The 19,000-nt window shown below is 44.5% G+C and carries 14 protein-coding genes; 8 read left to right on the top strand and 6 right to left on the bottom strand.

Features of this window, described 5'->3' with window-relative positions; genetic code table 11:
* Window positions 1-84: 84 nt before the first annotated feature.
* The 7 genes from DVG78_RS26090 to DVG78_RS26060 all read left to right on the top strand — a co-directional run bounded on the left by DVG78_RS26090 (window position 85) and on the right by DVG78_RS26060 (window position 8,701).
* A complete protein-coding gene (locus DVG78_RS26090; protein WP_114463940.1) occupies window positions 85-1,254 on the top strand; it encodes an MFS transporter in 1,170 nt (389 codons plus the stop codon).
* A 162-nt stretch (window positions 1,255-1,416) separates the two neighbouring features.
* The gene (locus DVG78_RS26085; protein WP_158550098.1) at window positions 1,417-3,084 is read left to right on the top strand and encodes a GH35 family beta-galactosidase; all 1,668 of its coding nucleotides are present in this window, start codon (window positions 1,417-1,419) and stop codon (window positions 3,082-3,084) included.
* An 84-nt stretch (window positions 3,085-3,168) separates the two neighbouring features.
* Window positions 3,169-4,152, top strand: a complete 984-nt coding sequence (locus tag DVG78_RS26080; RefSeq protein WP_114463938.1) for a sugar phosphate isomerase/epimerase family protein — start codon at window positions 3,169-3,171, stop codon at window positions 4,150-4,152.
* A gap of 85 nt (window positions 4,153-4,237) precedes the next feature.
* Window positions 4,238-4,612 carry a C-glycoside deglycosidase beta subunit domain-containing protein gene (locus tag DVG78_RS26075; RefSeq protein ID WP_114463937.1) on the top strand — a complete coding sequence of 125 codons (375 nt, stop codon included), beginning with the start codon at window positions 4,238-4,240 and terminating at the stop codon, window positions 4,610-4,612.
* Window positions 4,613-4,614: 2 nt separating this feature from the next.
* A complete protein-coding gene (locus DVG78_RS26070) occupies window positions 4,615-6,270 on the top strand; it encodes a GMC oxidoreductase (protein WP_114463936.1) in 1,656 nt (551 codons plus the stop codon).
* A gap of 4 nt (window positions 6,271-6,274) precedes the next feature.
* Window positions 6,275-7,207: a helix-turn-helix domain-containing protein gene (locus tag DVG78_RS26065; protein WP_147277175.1), complete on the top strand. Its 933-nt coding sequence runs from the start codon at window positions 6,275-6,277 to the stop codon at window positions 7,205-7,207.
* Between the two features lie 147 nt (window positions 7,208-7,354).
* Complete coding sequence (locus tag DVG78_RS26060) at window positions 7,355-8,701, top strand: putative porin (protein ID WP_199563298.1); 1,347 nt, start codon at window positions 7,355-7,357, stop codon at window positions 8,699-8,701.
* 108 nt (window positions 8,702-8,809) lie between these two features.
* On the opposite strand, the gene DVG78_RS26055 is transcribed toward DVG78_RS26060, so the two are convergent.
* Window positions 8,810-10,420, bottom strand: coding sequence for a hypothetical protein (locus tag DVG78_RS26055; protein WP_229598325.1), 1,611 nt, complete (start codon window positions 10,418-10,420; stop codon window positions 8,810-8,812).
* Between the two features lie 271 nt (window positions 10,421-10,691).
* Between DVG78_RS26055 and DVG78_RS26050 the strand changes: the two genes are divergently transcribed.
* A complete protein-coding gene (locus DVG78_RS26050) occupies window positions 10,692-11,135 on the top strand; it encodes a YHS domain-containing (seleno)protein (protein ID WP_114463933.1) in 444 nt (147 codons plus the stop codon).
* Between the two features lie 18 nt (window positions 11,136-11,153).
* On the opposite strand, the gene DVG78_RS26045 is transcribed toward DVG78_RS26050, so the two are convergent.
* From DVG78_RS26045 to DVG78_RS26025, 5 genes are all read right to left on the bottom strand, one after another.
* A complete protein-coding gene (locus DVG78_RS26045; RefSeq protein ID WP_114463932.1) occupies window positions 11,154-12,626 on the bottom strand; it encodes a BNR-4 repeat-containing protein in 1,473 nt (490 codons plus the stop codon).
* Window positions 12,627-12,692: 66 nt separating this feature from the next.
* Window positions 12,693-14,579, bottom strand: a complete 1,887-nt coding sequence (locus tag DVG78_RS26040; protein WP_114463931.1) for a heparinase II/III domain-containing protein — start codon at window positions 14,577-14,579, stop codon at window positions 12,693-12,695.
* Between the two features lie 48 nt (window positions 14,580-14,627).
* Window positions 14,628-15,812 (bottom strand): alginate lyase family protein, encoded by a 1,185-nt coding sequence (locus tag DVG78_RS26035; RefSeq protein WP_114463930.1) that lies wholly within the window; start codon window positions 15,810-15,812, stop codon window positions 14,628-14,630.
* 30 nt (window positions 15,813-15,842) lie between these two features.
* Complete coding sequence (locus tag DVG78_RS26030; RefSeq protein ID WP_114463929.1) at window positions 15,843-17,057, bottom strand: mandelate racemase/muconate lactonizing enzyme family protein; 1,215 nt, start codon at window positions 17,055-17,057, stop codon at window positions 15,843-15,845.
* Window positions 17,058-17,200: 143 nt separating this feature from the next.
* Entirely contained in the window at window positions 17,201-18,979 is a 1,779-nt protein-coding gene (locus DVG78_RS26025) for a RagB/SusD family nutrient uptake outer membrane protein (protein ID WP_114463928.1), read from the bottom strand.
* Between the last annotated feature and the right edge of the window lie 21 nt (window positions 18,980-19,000).

Raw genomic sequence — 19,000 nt, 5'->3', positions numbered from 1 at the left:
ACGATTACATTTTTTAAATAAATTTTACAGAAGGTAATCGTGACATTTTAACATTGATTTCAACAAATAAACGATAGATACAGTATGACAAACACGCAGACAAGAAAAGCTGGAATACCTCAGGGAATAATTACAGTTTTGGTTAGTATTTTGCCCGTAATGGCCGTGATTACGCTCATGCCTGTAGTGCCTACCTTGAGAAATCACTTCAAAGACGTGCCTTATATTGAAACTTTAGCACCATTTGTTATTTCAGCCCCAGGTTTGTGTGTGGCTTTATTTGGGCCTTATGCAGGGTTTTTAGCTGATAAAATTGGCCGTCGAAAACTACTGATTATTTTCTCGATACTTTACGCTATTGGTGGGGTATTGCCCTTTTTTATTGAAAGTTTCAGTGCATTAATCGCTGGTCGTCTTATATTAGGTATTGGCGAAGCCTTCATACTTACCATTTCAAATATACTTCTGGGCGATTATTTCGAGCAAAGCAAACGCAATACTTGGTTGATGATTCAAAATATCGTTGGCCCATTGGTTGGGTTCTTTGTCATTACAGGAAGCGGCCAGTTGGCGTCATTAGGTTGGCAATATCCATTTTTACTCTATGCGATTACGCTTATTATCCCAATTGGGGCGTATTTCTTTATTTTTGAACCTACCGAAAAAGCCCCTTCTATTGCCAATAACAAGGATATTTTTTTTCAATTTTCTAAAAAAGCCTTAATAAAGGTATTCTTAACTACCTTTTTTGCTTCTGTTCTATATTATGTTTACACCCTACATTTTTCGCTTGCTTTAGACAAAATCGGAATTTCTGACCCAAAAGAAGTCGGAAAGATTACGGCAGTAGCCAGCCTAATGCTTCCTTTGGGGGCTGTCTTATTCAAGTTATTGGGTACAAAAAGCAATCGAATTCAGTTTGGATTAATGTTTACGCTTATCGGGATCGGGCTTATAGGCGTAGGCCTTGCCACAGACCTTACCTCGGTAATGGCCAGTGCCGTTATTCAACAAGTGGGCTGTGGTATGGCAATTCCAGTATTGATAGCTTTCGGGCTTAGGTCTGTTCCTACCGAATACAGAGGACGTGGCATGGGTATTTGGAGCAGCGGATTTTTCCTTGGTCTTTCGGTATCACCTTTTGTGGTAGGTTTTGTCAGAAATTTAACGGGTGATATTCTAAAAGCCTTCCTTGTTTTTGGTGTAATCTGCCTCGTAATGGTGGTGGTAAACTTCATCTTTGATAAAGAATAACTCTTTTTGGAGGTGTAAGTATAAAAGAGTTTTGTAAGAAATAGCCTGATTTTTCGGGTTAAATTTCAATAGCAATAAGTATATTTTTTCAATAAAATTTTAGAAATGAATTATAGATTAATTATAACAATTTTAAGTTTTTGCCTAAGCTACAGCGGTTTAATGGCTCAAACGAATGGTAAAATTCCTCATTTACAGAAAAAAGGGAATACAGCACAATTAATGGTGAACAATAAGCCTTTTTTGATTTTGGGTGGCGAGTTGCACAATTCTTCTTCTTCAAATGCAGACTATATGCGTCCGATTTGGGAGCAATTGAAAAAGAAAAACCTCAATACAGTAGTAGCACCTGTTTATTGGGAAATGATAGAACCAACCGAAGGGAATTTTGATTTTGCATTGGTTGATAGCATGATTGTTGGCCTACGAAAACAAAACCTAAAACTTGTAATTCTGTGGTTTGCCACTTGGAAAAACGGTTATTCTACTTACGTGCCATCTTGGGTAAAACGCAACCCCGACAAATATCCTTATGCCAAAGATAAAAATGGTAAAACCCTACAAACTCTTTCTGCATTTGGCGAAGAAACCATGAAAGCAGACGCTAGAGCGTTCAAAGCCTTGATGAAACACATCAAAGAATTTGACCAAAAAGAGCAGACCGTCATCATGGCTCAAATTGAAAACGAAGTAGGTATCTTTTATTCATCACGTGACTATATTGGCGATAAACTATACCAATCTCAAGTACCAGCAGATGTAATCACTTATCTGAAAAACAATAAGCTACAGCCTGAATTAGAAAAGGTGTGGAAAGCCAACGGAAGTAAAACCAAAGGCAATTGGGAAGCAGTTTTTGGCAAAAACGATACCACTACGGCCAACTGGAAAAATCTGAGTTATTTAACCGATGAATTGTTTACGGTTTACCATTACGCCCGATATATGGGTGCCGTAGCCGAGGCAGGCAAATCAGAATACCCAATTCCGATGTTCGTCAATGCTTGGATAAAACAACCCAAATTGGCTTTTCCAGGTAAATATCCAACAGGTGGGCCTATACCACACACCTTAGATTTTTGGCGATTGGCTGCCCCTGCCGTTGATATGATTGTACCCGATATTTATATTTCTGGTGCCAATGAGGTAATTGAAACCTATCGGAGAGATGGAAACGCCGTTTTTGTACCTGAAATTGGGCATCACAATACTGCTACATTTGAGGGTATGTATGCCTTCGGAAGTCAAGAAATTATAGGTTTTTCACCTTTTGGCATTGATGATATGTCGCCAGAAGAAGACCCTTTTACTCCTACCTACAAGGCACTCTCAAGAGTAAAAGACGTGATTTTGAAGTACCAAAGTACCGATAAAATGACAGGTATTTTATTAGATAAAAATAAACCTACGCAAAGTTTTGATTTGGGAGATTATGCCATCAGAGCAAATATTGGCAAAACAATTATTGATTTTAATTTGGTTTTTGCGGGTTTTCCTTCAAAAGACCCAAAACCTGAAGTGGCAGGCGGAATATTGATAAACATTGGACCTGATGAATTTATCATTGTCGGCAAACATTTTAACATTGAACTCAAAGCAAAAGCACCCAATCCATCTTTACCATTTTTAGATATTGAATTGATGGAGGAGGGATACTTTGACAATGATGTCTGGAAAGCAACTCGCCGACTCAATGGTGACGAGTCTTTTACCAGTATGGGTGGCGACGCTGGCTTTGGCTTCAAAAAAGACCCAAGCATTGCGGCTGTCGCATTTCCTAATACAGAGGAGTTCAAAGTAATGCGATTCAAAGTGTTTAGATATAAATAAAAAATTCGAAGAAATCTGAGCGTCATGTCGGGTAAGAAATTATCCATAATACACAGATTTTCATTAAGTTAACTATTAAATAATATGTCATTAAATATAAAACGTGCGGTAAGTTTATATAGCTATCAGGAAGAGTTTTTTCTAAGGAAAATGAGTTTGGAAGATTGCATCGCCGCGGCTGCTACCACAGGTGCGACAGGTATCGAATTAGTAGGTGAACAAAGTGTGCCAGGCTGCCCAAAATTGCCATCCGATGCCTTTGTTGACCAATGGTTTGGTTGGATGGACAAATACAAAGTTACCCCTGTGGCTCACGATATGTTTTTAGATTACAATAAGAAAAAAGGTCATTATTGGACAGACGATGAAGCCGTAGAATCGTTCAAGCAAGATATTCGGTTTGCCCATAAACTGGGTTTCAAAATCATCCGAGTAATTGTAAATACCACCCCCCAAATCATCGAAAAAGTATTGCCATTTGCCGAAGACCACGACATAATCTTAGGTATTGAAGTACACGCTCCTTGGAATATCAACAGTGCTTGGATGGCCAAGCATTGGGAAGTAATGGAAAAAACAGGTACAAAACATTTTGGATTTATTCCCGATATGGGTGGTTTTACCAGACGACTGCCCAGAGTGCAAATAGAGCGAATGATACGCAATGGTGCCGATCCCGAAATCGCCAAATTTGTATGCGAACAACACGAAAAAGGCATAATGGCAGAATACACCATTTTTGAGGTGTCAAGAATGAGCAACCGCCGCATTGATATGGCCGTAGCTGAACTTTCACGCCACAATACCTACGTAAATCCACTGAGTTTAGTGCCACATATTGATAGAATCGTACACATTCACGGCAAATGCCTTGAAATGTTGGAAGACTATACCGAATACAGTATCCCGTATAAGGAGGTAATAGATGTTTTGAAAAAATATGGTTACAATGGCTATATCGCTACTGAGTACGAGGGCAATCGCCACATACAAGATATTTACGAGGTAGATAGTGTGGAACAGGTTCGCAGGCATCAAGTGATGTTGGAAAGAATGATAAATGTTTGATGATGAATTTTTAATTACAGGATTCAATACTTCATTTATCATTAAACATTCACAATTAAACATTCACAATTAAACATTAAAAAACATGTACGAAAAATATATGATAGTGCCTGAAAAGGCTAAAAAAAACGAAAAAGGCTTTGAAATAGGAGTCAGATTGCCTTATTACCGTGGAGTTTCTCTTTCTATGGTCGAAGAAATTGAGGTATCATTGGATGGTGAAACCTTACCACAAAATGCTGTGAATATCACCGTAAATGACAAAACCTACAACCTCGAACAACGAGAAAACGAAACCAATGACCGCTGGGAAATGGGCGATATAGCCACACTTTCTATTGAAACACCAGACGATTTGCCAGAAGGTGAGCATACTATCGGTCTTAAAATCAATTTAAGAATTGGATATATGCCATTTCCGAGTATTCGAGTAGATGAAAAAAAGTTAATTTTTCATTAAAAATGAAAACAGATATTCTAATAATTGGTTCTGGCCCAGTTGGAGCTACTTACGCCAGAATACTTTCGGAGCAAAAACCTCATGCAAAAATCTTGATGATAGATGCAGGGCCAAAGGTTTCGGATAAAATTGGGCAACACACCAAAAATATTGCTGACCCAAAAGCAATGGAAACAGCTCAAATTCTTTCGCAAGGGCCTAAAAAAACGCCATATCCGATGATTTCAGTGGCAGAAAGGGCAATGGCGGTTCAACGTGGCGAGCTCAGTGCTGATATTTTGGCAAGAGCAGGAACGCACTTAGTTTTAGACCAAATAGATGACATCAAAAACAATGAAATGCCTTCAATTTCAATGTCTACTAACATTGGTGGCATGGGAATTCATTGGACTTGTGCTTGCCCAACCCCTGGAAATGATGAGAAGATTACCATAATTCCTGAAAATGAAATGAGTAAAGCACTTGCCAAAGCCAGAGAAATTTTGAATGTAACGCAATCGGCTTTTCCTTCTTCGCCAGAAAGTGAAGCGATATTGAATATTCTCAATCAAACATTGGGTACAAATCATGCTGAAAATCGCCAAGCTCAACCCATGCCTTTGGCTTGCAAAACCGACGAAGCAGGCAATCGGTATTGGACAGCCTCTGATGTGATTTTGGGTAACACACTCGAAAATCCAAACTTTGAATTACGCTCTGAAACCATTTGTAGGCGATTGGTGATTGGTAAACTGGTAAACTTGGAAATTGGTAAAAAAACAGAAAATACAAACAACAATTATCTGATAACCAATGACCAATTCTCTATCACGGGGGCAGAAATTGAACATATTCATTCAGGGAAAAAGGAAACCGTCGAAGCTAAAATCGTTATTGTAGCTGCGGACCCGCTTCGTACACCACAGTTGCTTTGGGCTTCGGGCATCAGACCGAAAGCATTGGGGCATTACCTCAACGAACATCCTTTTGTTTTTACTTTCGTAGAATTAGACAAAGATTTGGTAAAAAAACATTCGAAAAATCGGAAATCCGAAATCGAAAATCGTAAATCGAATGACCCAACCGTTGGTGTATTTTGGGTGCCGTTCGATGCTCCAAATCATCCATTTCACGGGCAAATTATGCACATGGATTTATCTCCGATGAAAACAACAATAGAAGAAACTGAAAACGGAATTTTGTCTGACTCAAATCCGAAATCGCAAATCGTAAATCGTAAGTCAATTGTTGGTTTAGGTTGGGGCTGTTTGAAAGAATCAAATTTTGACGACCAAATTGTTTTTTCAGAAACGGAAAAAGACTACTTTGGTATGCCCAAAATGAATTTTAAGTTTCAATATACGGATAATGATTTAGCCTCAATCGAAGCGGCAAAAGCGTATCAAAAAAAGGTAGTAAATTCATTTGGGAAAGAAATAAAAGACGGCGGACAAACCCTCATGCCTCCCGGCACATCCCTGCATTATGAAGGCTCCACCAGAATGGGTGCAGAAAATGATGGAGAGTCGGTGTGCGATACCTACTCACAGGTTTGGAATTTTGATAATCTGTTTGTGGGCGGTAATGGCGTGATCCCTATACCGACAGCTTCCAATCCAACGCTGACGAGTGTAGCTTTGGCGGTGCGTTCGTGTGAAAGAATCGTTCAAATTTTATGAAAATATGAAAAATACAATTGGGAACGGCGTAATTCCTATTATTGATACTTCTCAATTAGAATCCGAATTGTATCAGGGCGGGATTCCCGTTTCATCGTTGACTGCCAATGCCCATGCGGTTTTTCATATCAATCGGGTAGAAGATTACTTCCGAATGGTCAACTTCCCGCTTCAATCTGATTTACAACCAAGAAGAATCACCGTCTTTAACTTCTTTTTTTTAACCAAGGGCACCAGTAGCCGCAGCAAAGGCTTGGATACCTACGATTTTGGTGAAAACACCTTTTTCTTTGTGCCTGCTTATCAGATTACTACCCACAAGTTTATCAGAAATGATGTGGAAGGATTTTACTGTCACTTCAGTCTTGATTTGCTCACCACAGACTATAAGCTCAAAGACTTATTAAACGAGTTCCCTTTTTTAGAATTTAACAGCCATCCCTTGATTGTCATCAAAGAAGAAGCCAAAGCATTTGTCATTCCTTTACTCGAAAGACTCTTAACCGAGTACAAAGCAGGAGCAAGCTGCCGATACGATATTCTGAGAACTTATCTGATCACTTTGTTTACGGAGTTAAAACCTTTTGCTGCGTCATCGGCAATGGTTTCTTCCAATGCTGCCACTACAATTACGGAACAGTACAAAAAAGCATTATCTCAGCACATTTATCAAAAACAGAAAATCACCGACTACGCCGAATTATTATCCGTTTCGCCCAATCACCTTAACAAATGTGTAAAGAAAACTTTGGGAAAATCAGCCCACGATTTGTTGAACGAAATGCTTTTGCTCGAAGCCAAAGTGCTGTTGAAACAGACCAACCTAAACGTTACAGAAATTGCTTACAGAATTGGTAAAAATGAAATCAGCGACTTTGCCCGTTTTTTTAAATCACAAACTGGCATGAAGCCCAGCGAATACCGATTGATGAGTTAGGGAATCTGGTTGAAGGGGGACGCTAAATGTTAGCCAAATTGTTATTTGATGATTTCTAATGGTAAACAATGTTACCAAATCTTTAACTTTGTGTTCTTTTTTGCGGGCAAAAGGTAATTTTTGCCGCCTTAGATAAACCGAACACCAGTGAGAATTCTTCAAAAAACGCTATTCTTTTTTTTTATTTCTTGTTTCAGTTTTCAATCCATTGGACAGATAACTAATAACAACGGCGGCTTGCTGACCGATATGATTGATACGACCACCCGTATCGGGAAAAGTATGTTGTCGCTCAATAGCCGTCTGGGAAAAATAGGCTTCAGCGGCTATCTGCAGCCACAGTTTCAGGTGGCTGAGTCGAACGGAGCGGGTGGAAATATCTACAATGGCGGGGATTTCGGACCGCACGTCAACAACCGCTTTCGCCTGCGTCGCGGGCGTTTTCGGGCCGATTTTTCGCATTTGACCGACGACGGACGGCCTTCGACTTATTTTGTGTTTCAATTTGACGGTACCGAGCGTGGGGTCAATATTCGTGATTTTTGGGGGCGGGTTTTTGAACATAAATGGGATTTATTTCACTTCTCGGCGGGCGTAATGGCAAGGCCCTTTGGGCATGAAGTATTGTTGTCATCGGCGTTTAGAGAGGCGCCCGAGCGCGGGCGAATGTCGCAAACTTTGGTACAAACCGAGCGTGATTTGGGCTTTATGTTTAGTTTTAACCCCCGAAGAAAAAATTCTAATTTCAAATGGTTAGCCATTGACCTAGGAATCTATAACGGTCAGGGGCTTACTGGAACGGCCGAATACGATAGTCATAAGGATGTGGTGGCGCGCATTAGCTCCAAGCGGCGTACGATAAGTCGGTCGGGAGGCAAGCTTTCGTGGGGTGTTAGCAGCTATTTGGGAGGGCTAACGAGTCAAAATGCCTTGATGTATGCGGCTAAAACAGTGGATGGCAAGCCGATTATTGAAAAAGATTCGGCCATATCAAATATCGGGCGCACTGCCCCAAGGCGCTATCTGGGGGCTGATTTTCAACTGGTTTTCCCTAACAAAAATGGGCAGACTGAATTTCGGGCGGAATACATTCGGGGTGTACAAACCGCGACGGCGACCTCAAGTACCACACCGGGGAGTTATCCTGTTTCGAGCGCGGGAGTGCCATTGCCTCTCTACACGCGCCGATTTGACGGGGCTTACTTTTATTTTCTTCAACATCTTGGAAGCCAGAGCCATCAGTTGGTGTTAAAGTACGATTGGTACAATCCCAATACCGACGTGAAGGGAAAAATGATTGATGTCAAAAATGGTTTTACAGGTGCGGATGTTCGGTTCGATACTTTTGGCAGCGGCTACGTATATTACGTTAATCAATACCTTCGCGTGGTTTTTTGGTATGAACATCCCATCAACGAAAAAACGGCGGTGAAAGGCTACGAAAGCGACGTAAAAGACGGTGTTTTTACGCTTCGAACGCATTTTAATTTCTAAAGTAAACGAATTGAGCGGGTGTGGAGGCGGTTTCTCAAAACCCGCCGTGAGAGTTGCTGGGTGTAGCTGGTGTTGTGGGTTTCTCAAAACCCACAACAGGAGAGTTGCTCAGCGAGCGCAGCGCAAGTGAATCGTTTCGTTGGGTTTGAGAGAAATGGGAAAACCTGCAATCAGCGTTGAGCCTTTTATAGTCTGTGTTTTATTGCCAATGGTCAGTCGATAGTTTTTGGTTGCCTCAATCGAAAACCATTCCTGAAACTGATTGATGCGAGGGTAATCAGTGGGCATGTGGAGGTGGTCTGCGTGCCAATTGGCTCCGAAGATGAGCTTCCCTTTCCAAGCCGTGGGCGAAGTCAGCGTGATGTAAATATTGTTTTTGTTGTTTACAGCACCGTAAATCACCTCAGGGTTCCAGTCAGAAATATGAACTCCTGCGGTTTTCCAGAGTGCATACATCAGCGAGGTCCGCGCAAAATTTCCGTCGCCGTGCCAGCCTTCAATAATTCCATCGGGTTTTTGGAAATTCCAAAGCACTTTTATCTCGCTTTCGAGCCAGTCTTTGACGCTCGGAATCGGCTCTCTCAGGTATAAATTTAAGGCTCCTTCAATGGCGTCGGCGTAGCCGTCGGCACTGCCGTTTTCCCAATCATGGTTACGGTAATTTGCTGAAAGCGAGCCGAGTGCTTTCAGCGTTGCTTCCCGGTAAGCGGCTACCCCATCAATCATGTAGACCGTATAAAAGGCGTTGAGTGTATAGCCAAAATTGTCGGCGATTCGTTTTTGTACTACCTCACCCGTCAGCGGATTGACCTCATCGTAAAAAAGTCCGTGTTCATTGCGACCAGTGGCCAAAATGGTAATAAGCATTTCGTGCAAATAAGGTTGCCATTGCTGCTTTTTGGCGAGATTCTCCGTAGCGACCACAGCATACATCTCGGCCAATCCAGCCACGATTTCGCAACCGTGGTCGCGCAAACGCAAGCGGGAGAGGGTCCGCGTGGGTAAATGGGCATCGCTCAAATAATAATCGCCGATTTGAATGCCCCACGCCAGCCATTTTGGGTTTTTGGTGAGCCAATACATCCGCGCCAACACTTGCAATAAATCCCCGCCTACTTCCACGACGGCGCTGTTGCCGAAGAAATTTCCTTTGATTTGAGTCGGAACATCCACGATTTTGTCAAGGTCTTCTAAAATACCCAGCATCCGCTCCGACCACGGACTAGGGCCGAGCCATTCGGTGAGTGGCACAAGCCCGTCTTTCATGTATTCGGCACTGCCAAACACCACCTGACTGGTATCGATGTGGTCATTCTGAAACCCTTTTTTGCAAAAAGAATAGGTATCGGGCAGGCGGCCCACGCGCGATGTTAGGCGGGTTTCGGTGGCGAGCATTTCGCGCATTTTTCCCTCAAAAAGCGGTTTGTCGAGCATCGCGGCGGTCATGACCATAAACGGATAATTGTCGGCGGCGGCATCGTATGCGTTCCAAATGCAGGTACTTTCTTTGAGATTACGTGGAATGAGGCCGGTAGTGGGGTCGGCTTTGCTAAGCCAGCCCAACAAAAAACGGTGACTCCGACGAAAGGCTTCATTGGCGGCTTGGCCGTTGGTGAGGGCTTGCTCAAAATTTACTTTTTCTTGCGATGTAAATGGTGCTTGAGCAAAACCCACAACTGCGGCAAGGATGAAAAGCAGAAAAAAGGGGAAGGTCTTCATGGAGAAGGATTTAGACATATTTATAAAAGCAAAAAGGGGCGCAATTTAATGTTGTAATCTAAGGGCTGCCTATCTTAGTCTAAATACTTCACAATGCTCTCTCTAGTTCAATCCCAGCCTTCAGCTGAATGTTTATGGCTTGCCTCTCGTGGTTTACTTGTGAAAACCTCTATTTGCAACCAAAATGTGAATTAGTGTCGCATAGCCGACAATTCACCTTTTTTATTCCTGCAAACTTTGGGATGTTGTTTAAAACTAAAAGCAAAAACACATGAAAAAGTTAGCAGGAAGTATTATTGTTTTGTTGGTAGTATCAATTCATTTGCAAGCGCAAAAATCAGAAATTTTCGTCAAAGACAGTGTTGCGGTCAGAGGCTATGATGTAGTGGCGTATTTCACCCAATCGGCCCCTGTGAAAGGCGATTCAGAGTTTGTTTACGTTTGGAAAGGTGGTAAATGGTATTTTGCCAATCGCGAAAATCAAGAAGCCTTCAAAGCTTCCCCTGAAAAGTACGCTCCACAATACGGCGGTTACTGCGCTTATGGCACTGCTGATGGTCACAAAGCGCCCACTGACCCGGATGCGTGGACAGTCAGTGACGGAAAATTATACCTAAACTACAACAAAAAAGTGATGGAGAATTGGCGTAAAGACCAAGCTAACTTTATTGACAAAGCCAATAAAAACTGGCCAACCGTCAAACTTCAGGAATGAGTGAGGAATGGTTTATGTTTATGGCTTCACCCGAATTGGCTTTTCAAGTTCATTTTTCATTTGACGCGGCAGACGAAACACTTCGCCCTTTTTTGTGGAAAAATACAGCGACGACTCCGAAGGCTGCCGTGCGTGACCATCGGCCCAAAAAGCGTAAAAATCGGGATGTACATTCTGCGGCCGTCGCACGTAGGAATGATTGAAGGCGCTGTTTGGGGTCAGATTAATCTGTTTTTTCCACGTTTTGCCTTGGTTTTTGCTGAGCCAAACCGCTACTTCGCCGCCCGTCCCGTAGGGCTGTGGGCCTGCTTCGGTGGGGCCGATGATTTTCCAAGTGGTTGAGTTTTCGACGTATAGAGAACCCATGTCGTAGTTGTGGTCGGCGGTCGTCACGGGGTTGATTTCCCACGTTTTGCCGTTGAAAAAAGCCACTTGCCACGTGTGCGGCCCTTGACTTGGCCCAGGGTCTGGGCCTTTGCTGGTGACAAACAAAATAATCGGCCGCCCTTTGGCGTCGTAGGTGAGGTCGTTGATGTAGACATTTAAGCCCGCAGAGCGGTATTCTTTGACCAGCCCACCGTTTTGGGGAGTGGATAGAGGCAAGGTCAATTTTTCGCCTTGGGCGTTTTGCCAACTTTGTCCAAAATCATTGGTTTCTACGTAATACAAATTGGTGCGGTAGTCCAAGCCCGCACCTTTTTCGGTGTCGGGGTGCATATTGAACGACGTACCAATTTTGTTGTTCCACTGTCCGCCCGTTTGATAATGTCCCTCTTCAATGGTGCCAATGTCTTTAATATCAGACCATTGAATGCCGTCTTTGCTCGTGATGTAGCCAATGGTGCGACGCGGTTTTTTAGCTCCATATTTCAAAATTCCTCGCTCATAGTGCGTCATCAAATGAAAAAAACCTTTGCCTTTTTGGTAGAAACTTTGCAGGTACGAAAAGTTATCAAAAGGCAATTGTTTACCATTTTTGAAGTACGTTGCTTCGATTTTGTCAAAGGTGCTGATGTCGTACGGCTTCCGACTGCGGTGGGTATACGATGGACGTTCGACGCCGTGGGAGGTCGAAAACAACCAAAGGTACCCTTGGGCGTCGATGTTGAGTACGGGGTTGTCGTGGGCGTCGTCGGTGGCTTTATTGAGTACAACGGTCGGGCGGGCTACTTGGCCCGTGGTATGGTCGAAGTAAGAAATTTCGTGTAAAAGACTGGGTTTGGAATCTTTTGATGCACCTCCGAAGCAAAAAAACGTCTTTTTGACTTCGGGACTATAGACTGAAAATGGACTGTGGTTGGCGGGGTAGGTGCCGAGTCCGCCGCTGTATTTGTGGACGTATTCGTTATCGAGTTTACCGATGTGGTACCAAATGCCGCGAAATCCATCATCGGTCTGGTTGAGGGTTTGCGCCTGTAAAACTGAGGTTGGCAAGAACGTCGGCAGGGTTTGGAACCCTGCCGACGTTAGCAATAAAAGCCATTTTTTCATGAATTAATTAGGATTGAGAAAGTACTCGTTAGGTGGGTTGGTATGATTGCTGAATTTTCTGATAAATCACTTCTTCCAATCGCTCAATGACGGAATTTTCGTCTCTTTATTGACCGAAACACTCTCTGGAATCAGTAATACATTGATGGTGTTTTTTGTATTGGCAGGCAGATTGATTTCAAACTCGACAAGTGTTGCCCCAGGATTCGGCGCATCGTAATCGTGTGTAGGCTGAGCCAGTCGGGTTTTGATGGAAATATTGGCGGGTTCGGCTACTTTTAGTTGAAGTTTTTTGCCGTTTTGACTCAATTCGGCCATTCCGTTTTCGTCGATGCGCACCTCGGCGGGGGTAAGCATAACCCATTTGACGGTGGCGGGTTTGTCGTTGGTTAAAATTTCATCTTTCACTACCACGTATTGGCCATCCACAATCGCAATGCCGCGATTGGCGGCGGCGACGGCGTTTTTGTACACCGCGCTCATGTCGGTAATGGCTCCTGTAAAGGCCTGCTTATTGACCGTTCCCGAAAGCGGAGCGTAGCCTTCCACGCGTTGTAGTTCATTGTTGAATGTCAGGGTGCTGTGGGCCATGTTGTTGTACCGGTACACTTCCCAACGTTGGGCGTTTTGCCCTTTATCCCACAGCTTTACACCTTTTGATTCCAATGATTCATACTCTTGCATTCCTAAGTCCATCGACCAACGCTCCCCGAGGGCGTCCATCACAAATGAGCCGATGTCCATGTGGGCGTGGTTGACAGAAGGCGAGCCCGCTTTTAATCCAACGTATATAGCAGAGGGGTCGGTCCAAGACGAGCGCATCATGGCTACGGGGTTTTTGCCTTTACCTGCCCAGAGGAGGGCTTTGGGGGCAGTTACTTTTTCAAATTTAATGCCGTTGCCCCAAATCATGGCGGCGGGCAAAATCCGGTCACGTCCCATATTGGGCGCTCCTTTTTCAAGGATATTTTTGGGCCCGAATAACAACGAAGGAGAATGGGTGCGGTTGGCAAACCAGAATACCGCTGGACTGACGCCGCCCGAGCCGCTGCCTGCGTCGGAATAGTTAAAGGTTTTGCCCGACGTACCTACCATGTGCTGGTAATAAGCGGCCGTATTTAGGAATCCACGGCCGTTTGATAAGCCAAAATCGCTGCCGAGTGCTTTTTGTACGGCACTCAGAAACAATACGTTGAAGCTTGTTCCGTAGCCCCAGTAGCCGTAACCTTCGGGATATGCGCCGTCGGGGTTATAGTCTTCCATGGGCAGTTTGATGGACTCAATGGCGCGGTCAATGATTTGCTTGGCTAGCGTTGGGTTGTCCTCATAAATGGCCAATGCACCGTAGGTCATGCCCGCGTTGCAGACCTGATTCCAGTTGTGGGAGGCGGTCAGCCAGCTGTTGTATTTTGAATCAAGCGAGGGTTCAATGCCTTTTTTAAGAATGGCTTCTTTGAGGATGGGCAAAGAAGATTTTTGCAAATCGTTGTATAGCCAATCGTACCCGATGGCCACAGCCATGGTCATTTCGCCTACGTCGAGGAAGTGAGACGGATTCCAGTCCGAAAACGATGAAACTTTCAATAATTCAGTTTCGGCGCGGTTGAGGTATTTTTGGTCGCGGGTAATGCGATACGCGTACGAAAGCATGAAAATTCGACGCAACGCCTCGCGCGATTTATCAAGCAAACGCCGCCCGATTTGGATGCGTTCCAACGGCGGCAGGTCGATGATTTTATCACTTTCGACCAAAATTGTTTGGTGAATGGTGGCCCAATTTTTATCGGAGTTGATGTTGTTCAGAATCCCTTTTTCTTCTCCTTTCAACAACATAATTCGCGGGTGGTCAGGGAGTTTGCTGACATGGTTAAAGTGTTTGAGTTGCGCAAAAGCGACACCGTTAAGGAAGAAAATGACTCCTATGAAGTACAAAAAAAATGGTGCTTTTTTCATTTTAAAGTCTGATTTAATGATAGACAAATGGTGGACGCGGGGTTTGAGTTATTGCACCCAAATCAGAGGATTTCTTACGGGCAAGTTCCTGATGACTTCTTCGGTGGTGGGAAAATGTTCGAGTTTTGTCCATGTTTTGAGCCAAGGTTCCGTTCGGTATTTTTGGTAACCAAACAACAAAAAAGGCTGTGCCACGGGCCATTCATCCCAATACATTACGTCTTTTGGATATGTCCATGTTGATTTATTTTCTACAAAAGGGTACATAAATTCAATGGCTTTTCTGAGCGTGCGACCATCGGTAAGGGTGTAATCCCAAAGGTCTTCTTTGTCGTCAGAAAGCACATGGCAAACGGTGGTCATGGCATCCAAATTAAAAAGTGAATAGCCGTAAGGCTTGGTGCGTTTGAGTTCTAAAGGAAAACTACCGCCCTTTTCTAATTGACTGGGAAGTAAAATCGTCTTAAATCGGGTTTTGCAAAAATCAATCAATGCTTGATTTTCCACCAATTTGGCAAAAACCGCCACTTGCATCACCCAACAGGTTCCGTGGTTGTTTTTGGCTTCGCGCTCGTCGATGCCGTATTGGTGCGTGGTTATCCAGCTTAAATAGTTCGAAAACCAGTTTTTAATGCGCTGTAAATCAGTGCTGTTTACCGATTTTGCGTTTTCCATGACCCTAATCCCTTGCGCTACCTCCATCATTTGAATCATGTCAATGATGCCGATACCGCGCCCCGTAGCTCGGCCTTTGATGGCTTGAGCATACAGGAGGGAAGGGTTCATGTATGTTTTTTCGTCTACAAACCACGCCTTGAGGTGCACAAAAGCCTGCTTGACGTACATTTCATTGTGAGTCATCAAATACGCGGAGGCCAAAGAGCCGATAATTTGGCTGAAACGCACCATGGCTTTGCGGTGGGCCGTAAAATTGTCGGGGTTCGATTGTCCATCTCGCTGAATGTAAGGCCCGTTGGGGTCGTCGGGATTTTTCCACCAATAATCCCCTTCCGAATAGAAATCATGCAGCCCACCCGCCGAACGTTCGCATTGCTCGGCCGTAATCGTAACAGGGCTTTGGGACATGGCCCAGTCGGCCTGCTTGAGGGTGCTTTTTTGGAGGGTTTCGGTGATGACCGACCTCAAATTGTTGGGTTTTTGTGGTTGGCCTACTGCTGCCACTGCCCACAAAAGCCAAAGAGTAATTTGTAGTAATTTATTAACTTGAGTCATACTCAAAAGCCATTTACGATTATATACGTTCTATAATATTTTTTCTGCTGTCTTCCACACACTTTCATCATATTCCACACCCAGACCCATACGTTTCGGAATTTGTACTTTACCATCCGTGACTTTGATTTCAGTATGCCAAGCGGGCTTTTTTTCATTAGGATTATAGACAAACTCCTGCAACCCATAGAGATTTGGAATAAGTGCCGCCACCTGCCAAAAGGGGGCAATGAGTGGGTCGGCTTTGGGGGTATGTGGTGCAATCCCCACTGCACCGTATTTTTTGGCAATTTCGGCTACTTGCAAAGCCCGTAATATACCGCCGTTATAGTACATGTCGGGTTGGAGAAGGTCATATACTTTGTCCTGTGCCAAGCGCCGAAAGCGAAACAAGCTACTGTCTTGCTCTCCGCCAGCGAGCACAATTTTAGCCAGGGCTTTGGTTACCTTCTTCATGCCTTCTTCGTCTTCAAAATTGCAGGGTTCTTCAAAGATAGCTACACCATTGTTTTCCAGCATTATGCCTGCTTCAATGCCTTCGCGGGGGGTATAAGAGCCGTTGGCATCGGCATAAATCGTGGCGTCATTGCCCAAAATTTTGCGCAATAGAGGAATATATTTTCGGGTTTGGGCGGCGTTTTCGGGCGTATTGACCATGCGTCCGCCCACTTTTATCTTGACGCCTTTGGCTCCTGTCGCTTGTAATTTTTCAAGGAGTTGATTGGCGATTTTTTCGGGGTCACCTTCACGGTTAAAATCAGAAATATAAACGGGGTAGTCGGTACGAATTGGTTTGCCAAGAAATTCATAAACAGGCTTTTGGGCAGTTCTTCCCAACAAATCCCAAACGGCTATTTCGACGCTACCGATGCAGTTCCAGAGCGGCATTCCCGCGTATTTGTAATTACTGTTAAGACGATAGGCATTGTCCACCAATTGGGGTAAATTACGGGCATCTTTTCCCACAAAATGCGGCAACACCAAGCCTTTGAGTAGCGACACAAGATGTTGCATACGGTCGTTGCACTGCGTAACCCCCATTTGGCCATTGGCCCTAACAACGAGCATCAGTTCTCCCTGCGTTTGAAGGAGTTCGACCGAATCAATTTTGATGATGTCGGGAAAGACGGCTTTCAAGTTGGGTTGGGGCCAATGAGGAAGTTCGTCGGTATCAGCGACTGCTGGGCAGACTGGAAAAGCCGCAGCCAATAAGCCCGTTTTGAGGAAATTTCGGCGATTGAGCATGAGATTTACCTTTTCTGTAAATGGTTGGCTAGCCTAACTGGGAAGTTATTACGGATAGTTTTGACTTTTACAAAACAAACTGCCAAAGCTTGAAATTGCGAGTAACAAGCCTTGGCAGCGTTTGAAAATTATTTATAAATGACTTACTGCCAGCCCGGATTCTGCTTAATGGCTGGGTTTTCGGCCAGTGAGTTTAGCGGAATTGGCCACAGGTAGTGCTTACTTTCGTCGAAAACAGGAACTGCAAAATCAGTTCCCTGATAGACGTCGATGTAGGTTTTCTTTGAAACGGGGTCAACGGAGGTTTTGGCCACTACGCCCGGGTAGCGAGCTTTGGCGGCATCGTCCCACTGCATTCCCATCGTAGGAATGGTAAGTTTTTTGCCCTGTTTCCAACGTCTGAGGTCGCCATACCGGAAGCCTTCCATAAACAATTCAATGCGGCGCTCACGACGGATTTCGACGATGATTGGCGCTACGCCGTCGCTGGTGTAACGTGGGTCAACGGGGACTTTGTCCAACATGAGGTGCGGCATTTTGACGCGGTCGCGGAGTTTGTTGATGCTAGCATCAAGGTCTCCTTGAGTGATTTTGCCCAGCTCAGCCTGTGCTTCAGCATAGTTCAGCAAAGCTTCGCCAAAACGCAGGATGATACCCGGGGCTTCGGCCGTGTCAAAAGCTTTGCCAATCATATCGTCGGCGTTGTAATGCTTGATGATGTGATAGCCGGTTTCGGAGATGTAGCCACCTGCCATACCCAAGATGCGTGGGTAGGTGCGGCCATCGCCCAAGTGATATTTGTACTTAGCGGCATCGGCAGGGTGAAGCACGGTTTGGCGTAAACGTGGGTCGCGGTTTTCAAATACATCTTCGATTTTGCCGTCGCCTTTGTAAAGTGGTGACAATGAAATCGGCAAACCATCAGTACATAAATAATCTTCTACCAAACTTTTGGTAGCGCCGCCAGCGTATTCAAAATAAGATTGTACGTGGTTGGTAAATACGCCCAGTTGATACTTGCGCCAGTACAATACTTCAGGATTGCCAGCAAGATTCAAGACCCGGTGGTAGGCGTTATAGTCGTTTTGAGGGTCTCCTGTACTATAAAGTCTGTACGGGCCTTTGTCCATCAATTCTTTGGCGGCATCGGCGGCGGCTTGTAGCCACTTGTTGGGGTCGGTGCCGCCGTGGTACTTGCGCCAAGTGCCTTCAAACAAACAAACGCGTGATTTAACCAACAGCGCAGCCCAACGATTGAGGCGGCCCGGCGCACCGCCGTCGCCCCAGTTGTCGGGGAGTTTGGTGGCAGCAAAATTCAGATCTTCTAACACTTTTTCCATGGCTTGCTCGCGTGGCATACGGGCGGCAAACAGTTCTTCTGACTCAGTGTTGAGTTCTTTTTCTACCCATGGCACATCGCCGAATTTGGATACTTTCTCGGCATAAAACCAGCCTCTGAACAAACGTGCTTCGGCAATGTAACGGTCTTTGATGTTCTGGGCAATGTTGGCTTTACCGTAGTTGGCCAAACCTACATTACAGGCTCTTACAAAGTTCCAACCTTTGTAGCCAAACTGCTGTGGAGCGGCGGGAATGGTGTGCTTGCCGGCGCGTACTTGCTGAAACACCGTGTGGCGCGCGTGGCGCGGGGCCATGTTGTCGGCAAACTCATCTTGAAACCATACGCTTGCCCAGTGGCTGTCAAACCCGTTGTGGTGCGCCATCAGGATGGGCACGTTGTCGTCGTTGCGGGCCAGATCGTAGATGCTATTGTTGTACACCCGCAAGTCGTTTTCGGTATTCCAAAAAGTATCGTTCGTGATTCTATCCAACGGATATCGTTCCAAAAATTCGTCATTACAACCACTTACCACCAAAACAGTGAAAGCGATTAAGCACGATTTGATTATATTATTTTTCATTTGAACTCGCTTTTTAAGTGA

Source organism: Runella aurantiaca (genome assembly GCF_003339505.1).
Classification (GTDB): domain Bacteria; phylum Bacteroidota; class Bacteroidia; order Cytophagales; family Spirosomataceae; genus Runella; species Runella aurantiaca.
Note: the sequence above shows the minus strand (reverse complement) of the source record. Positions and strands in the feature narration are given on the sequence as shown.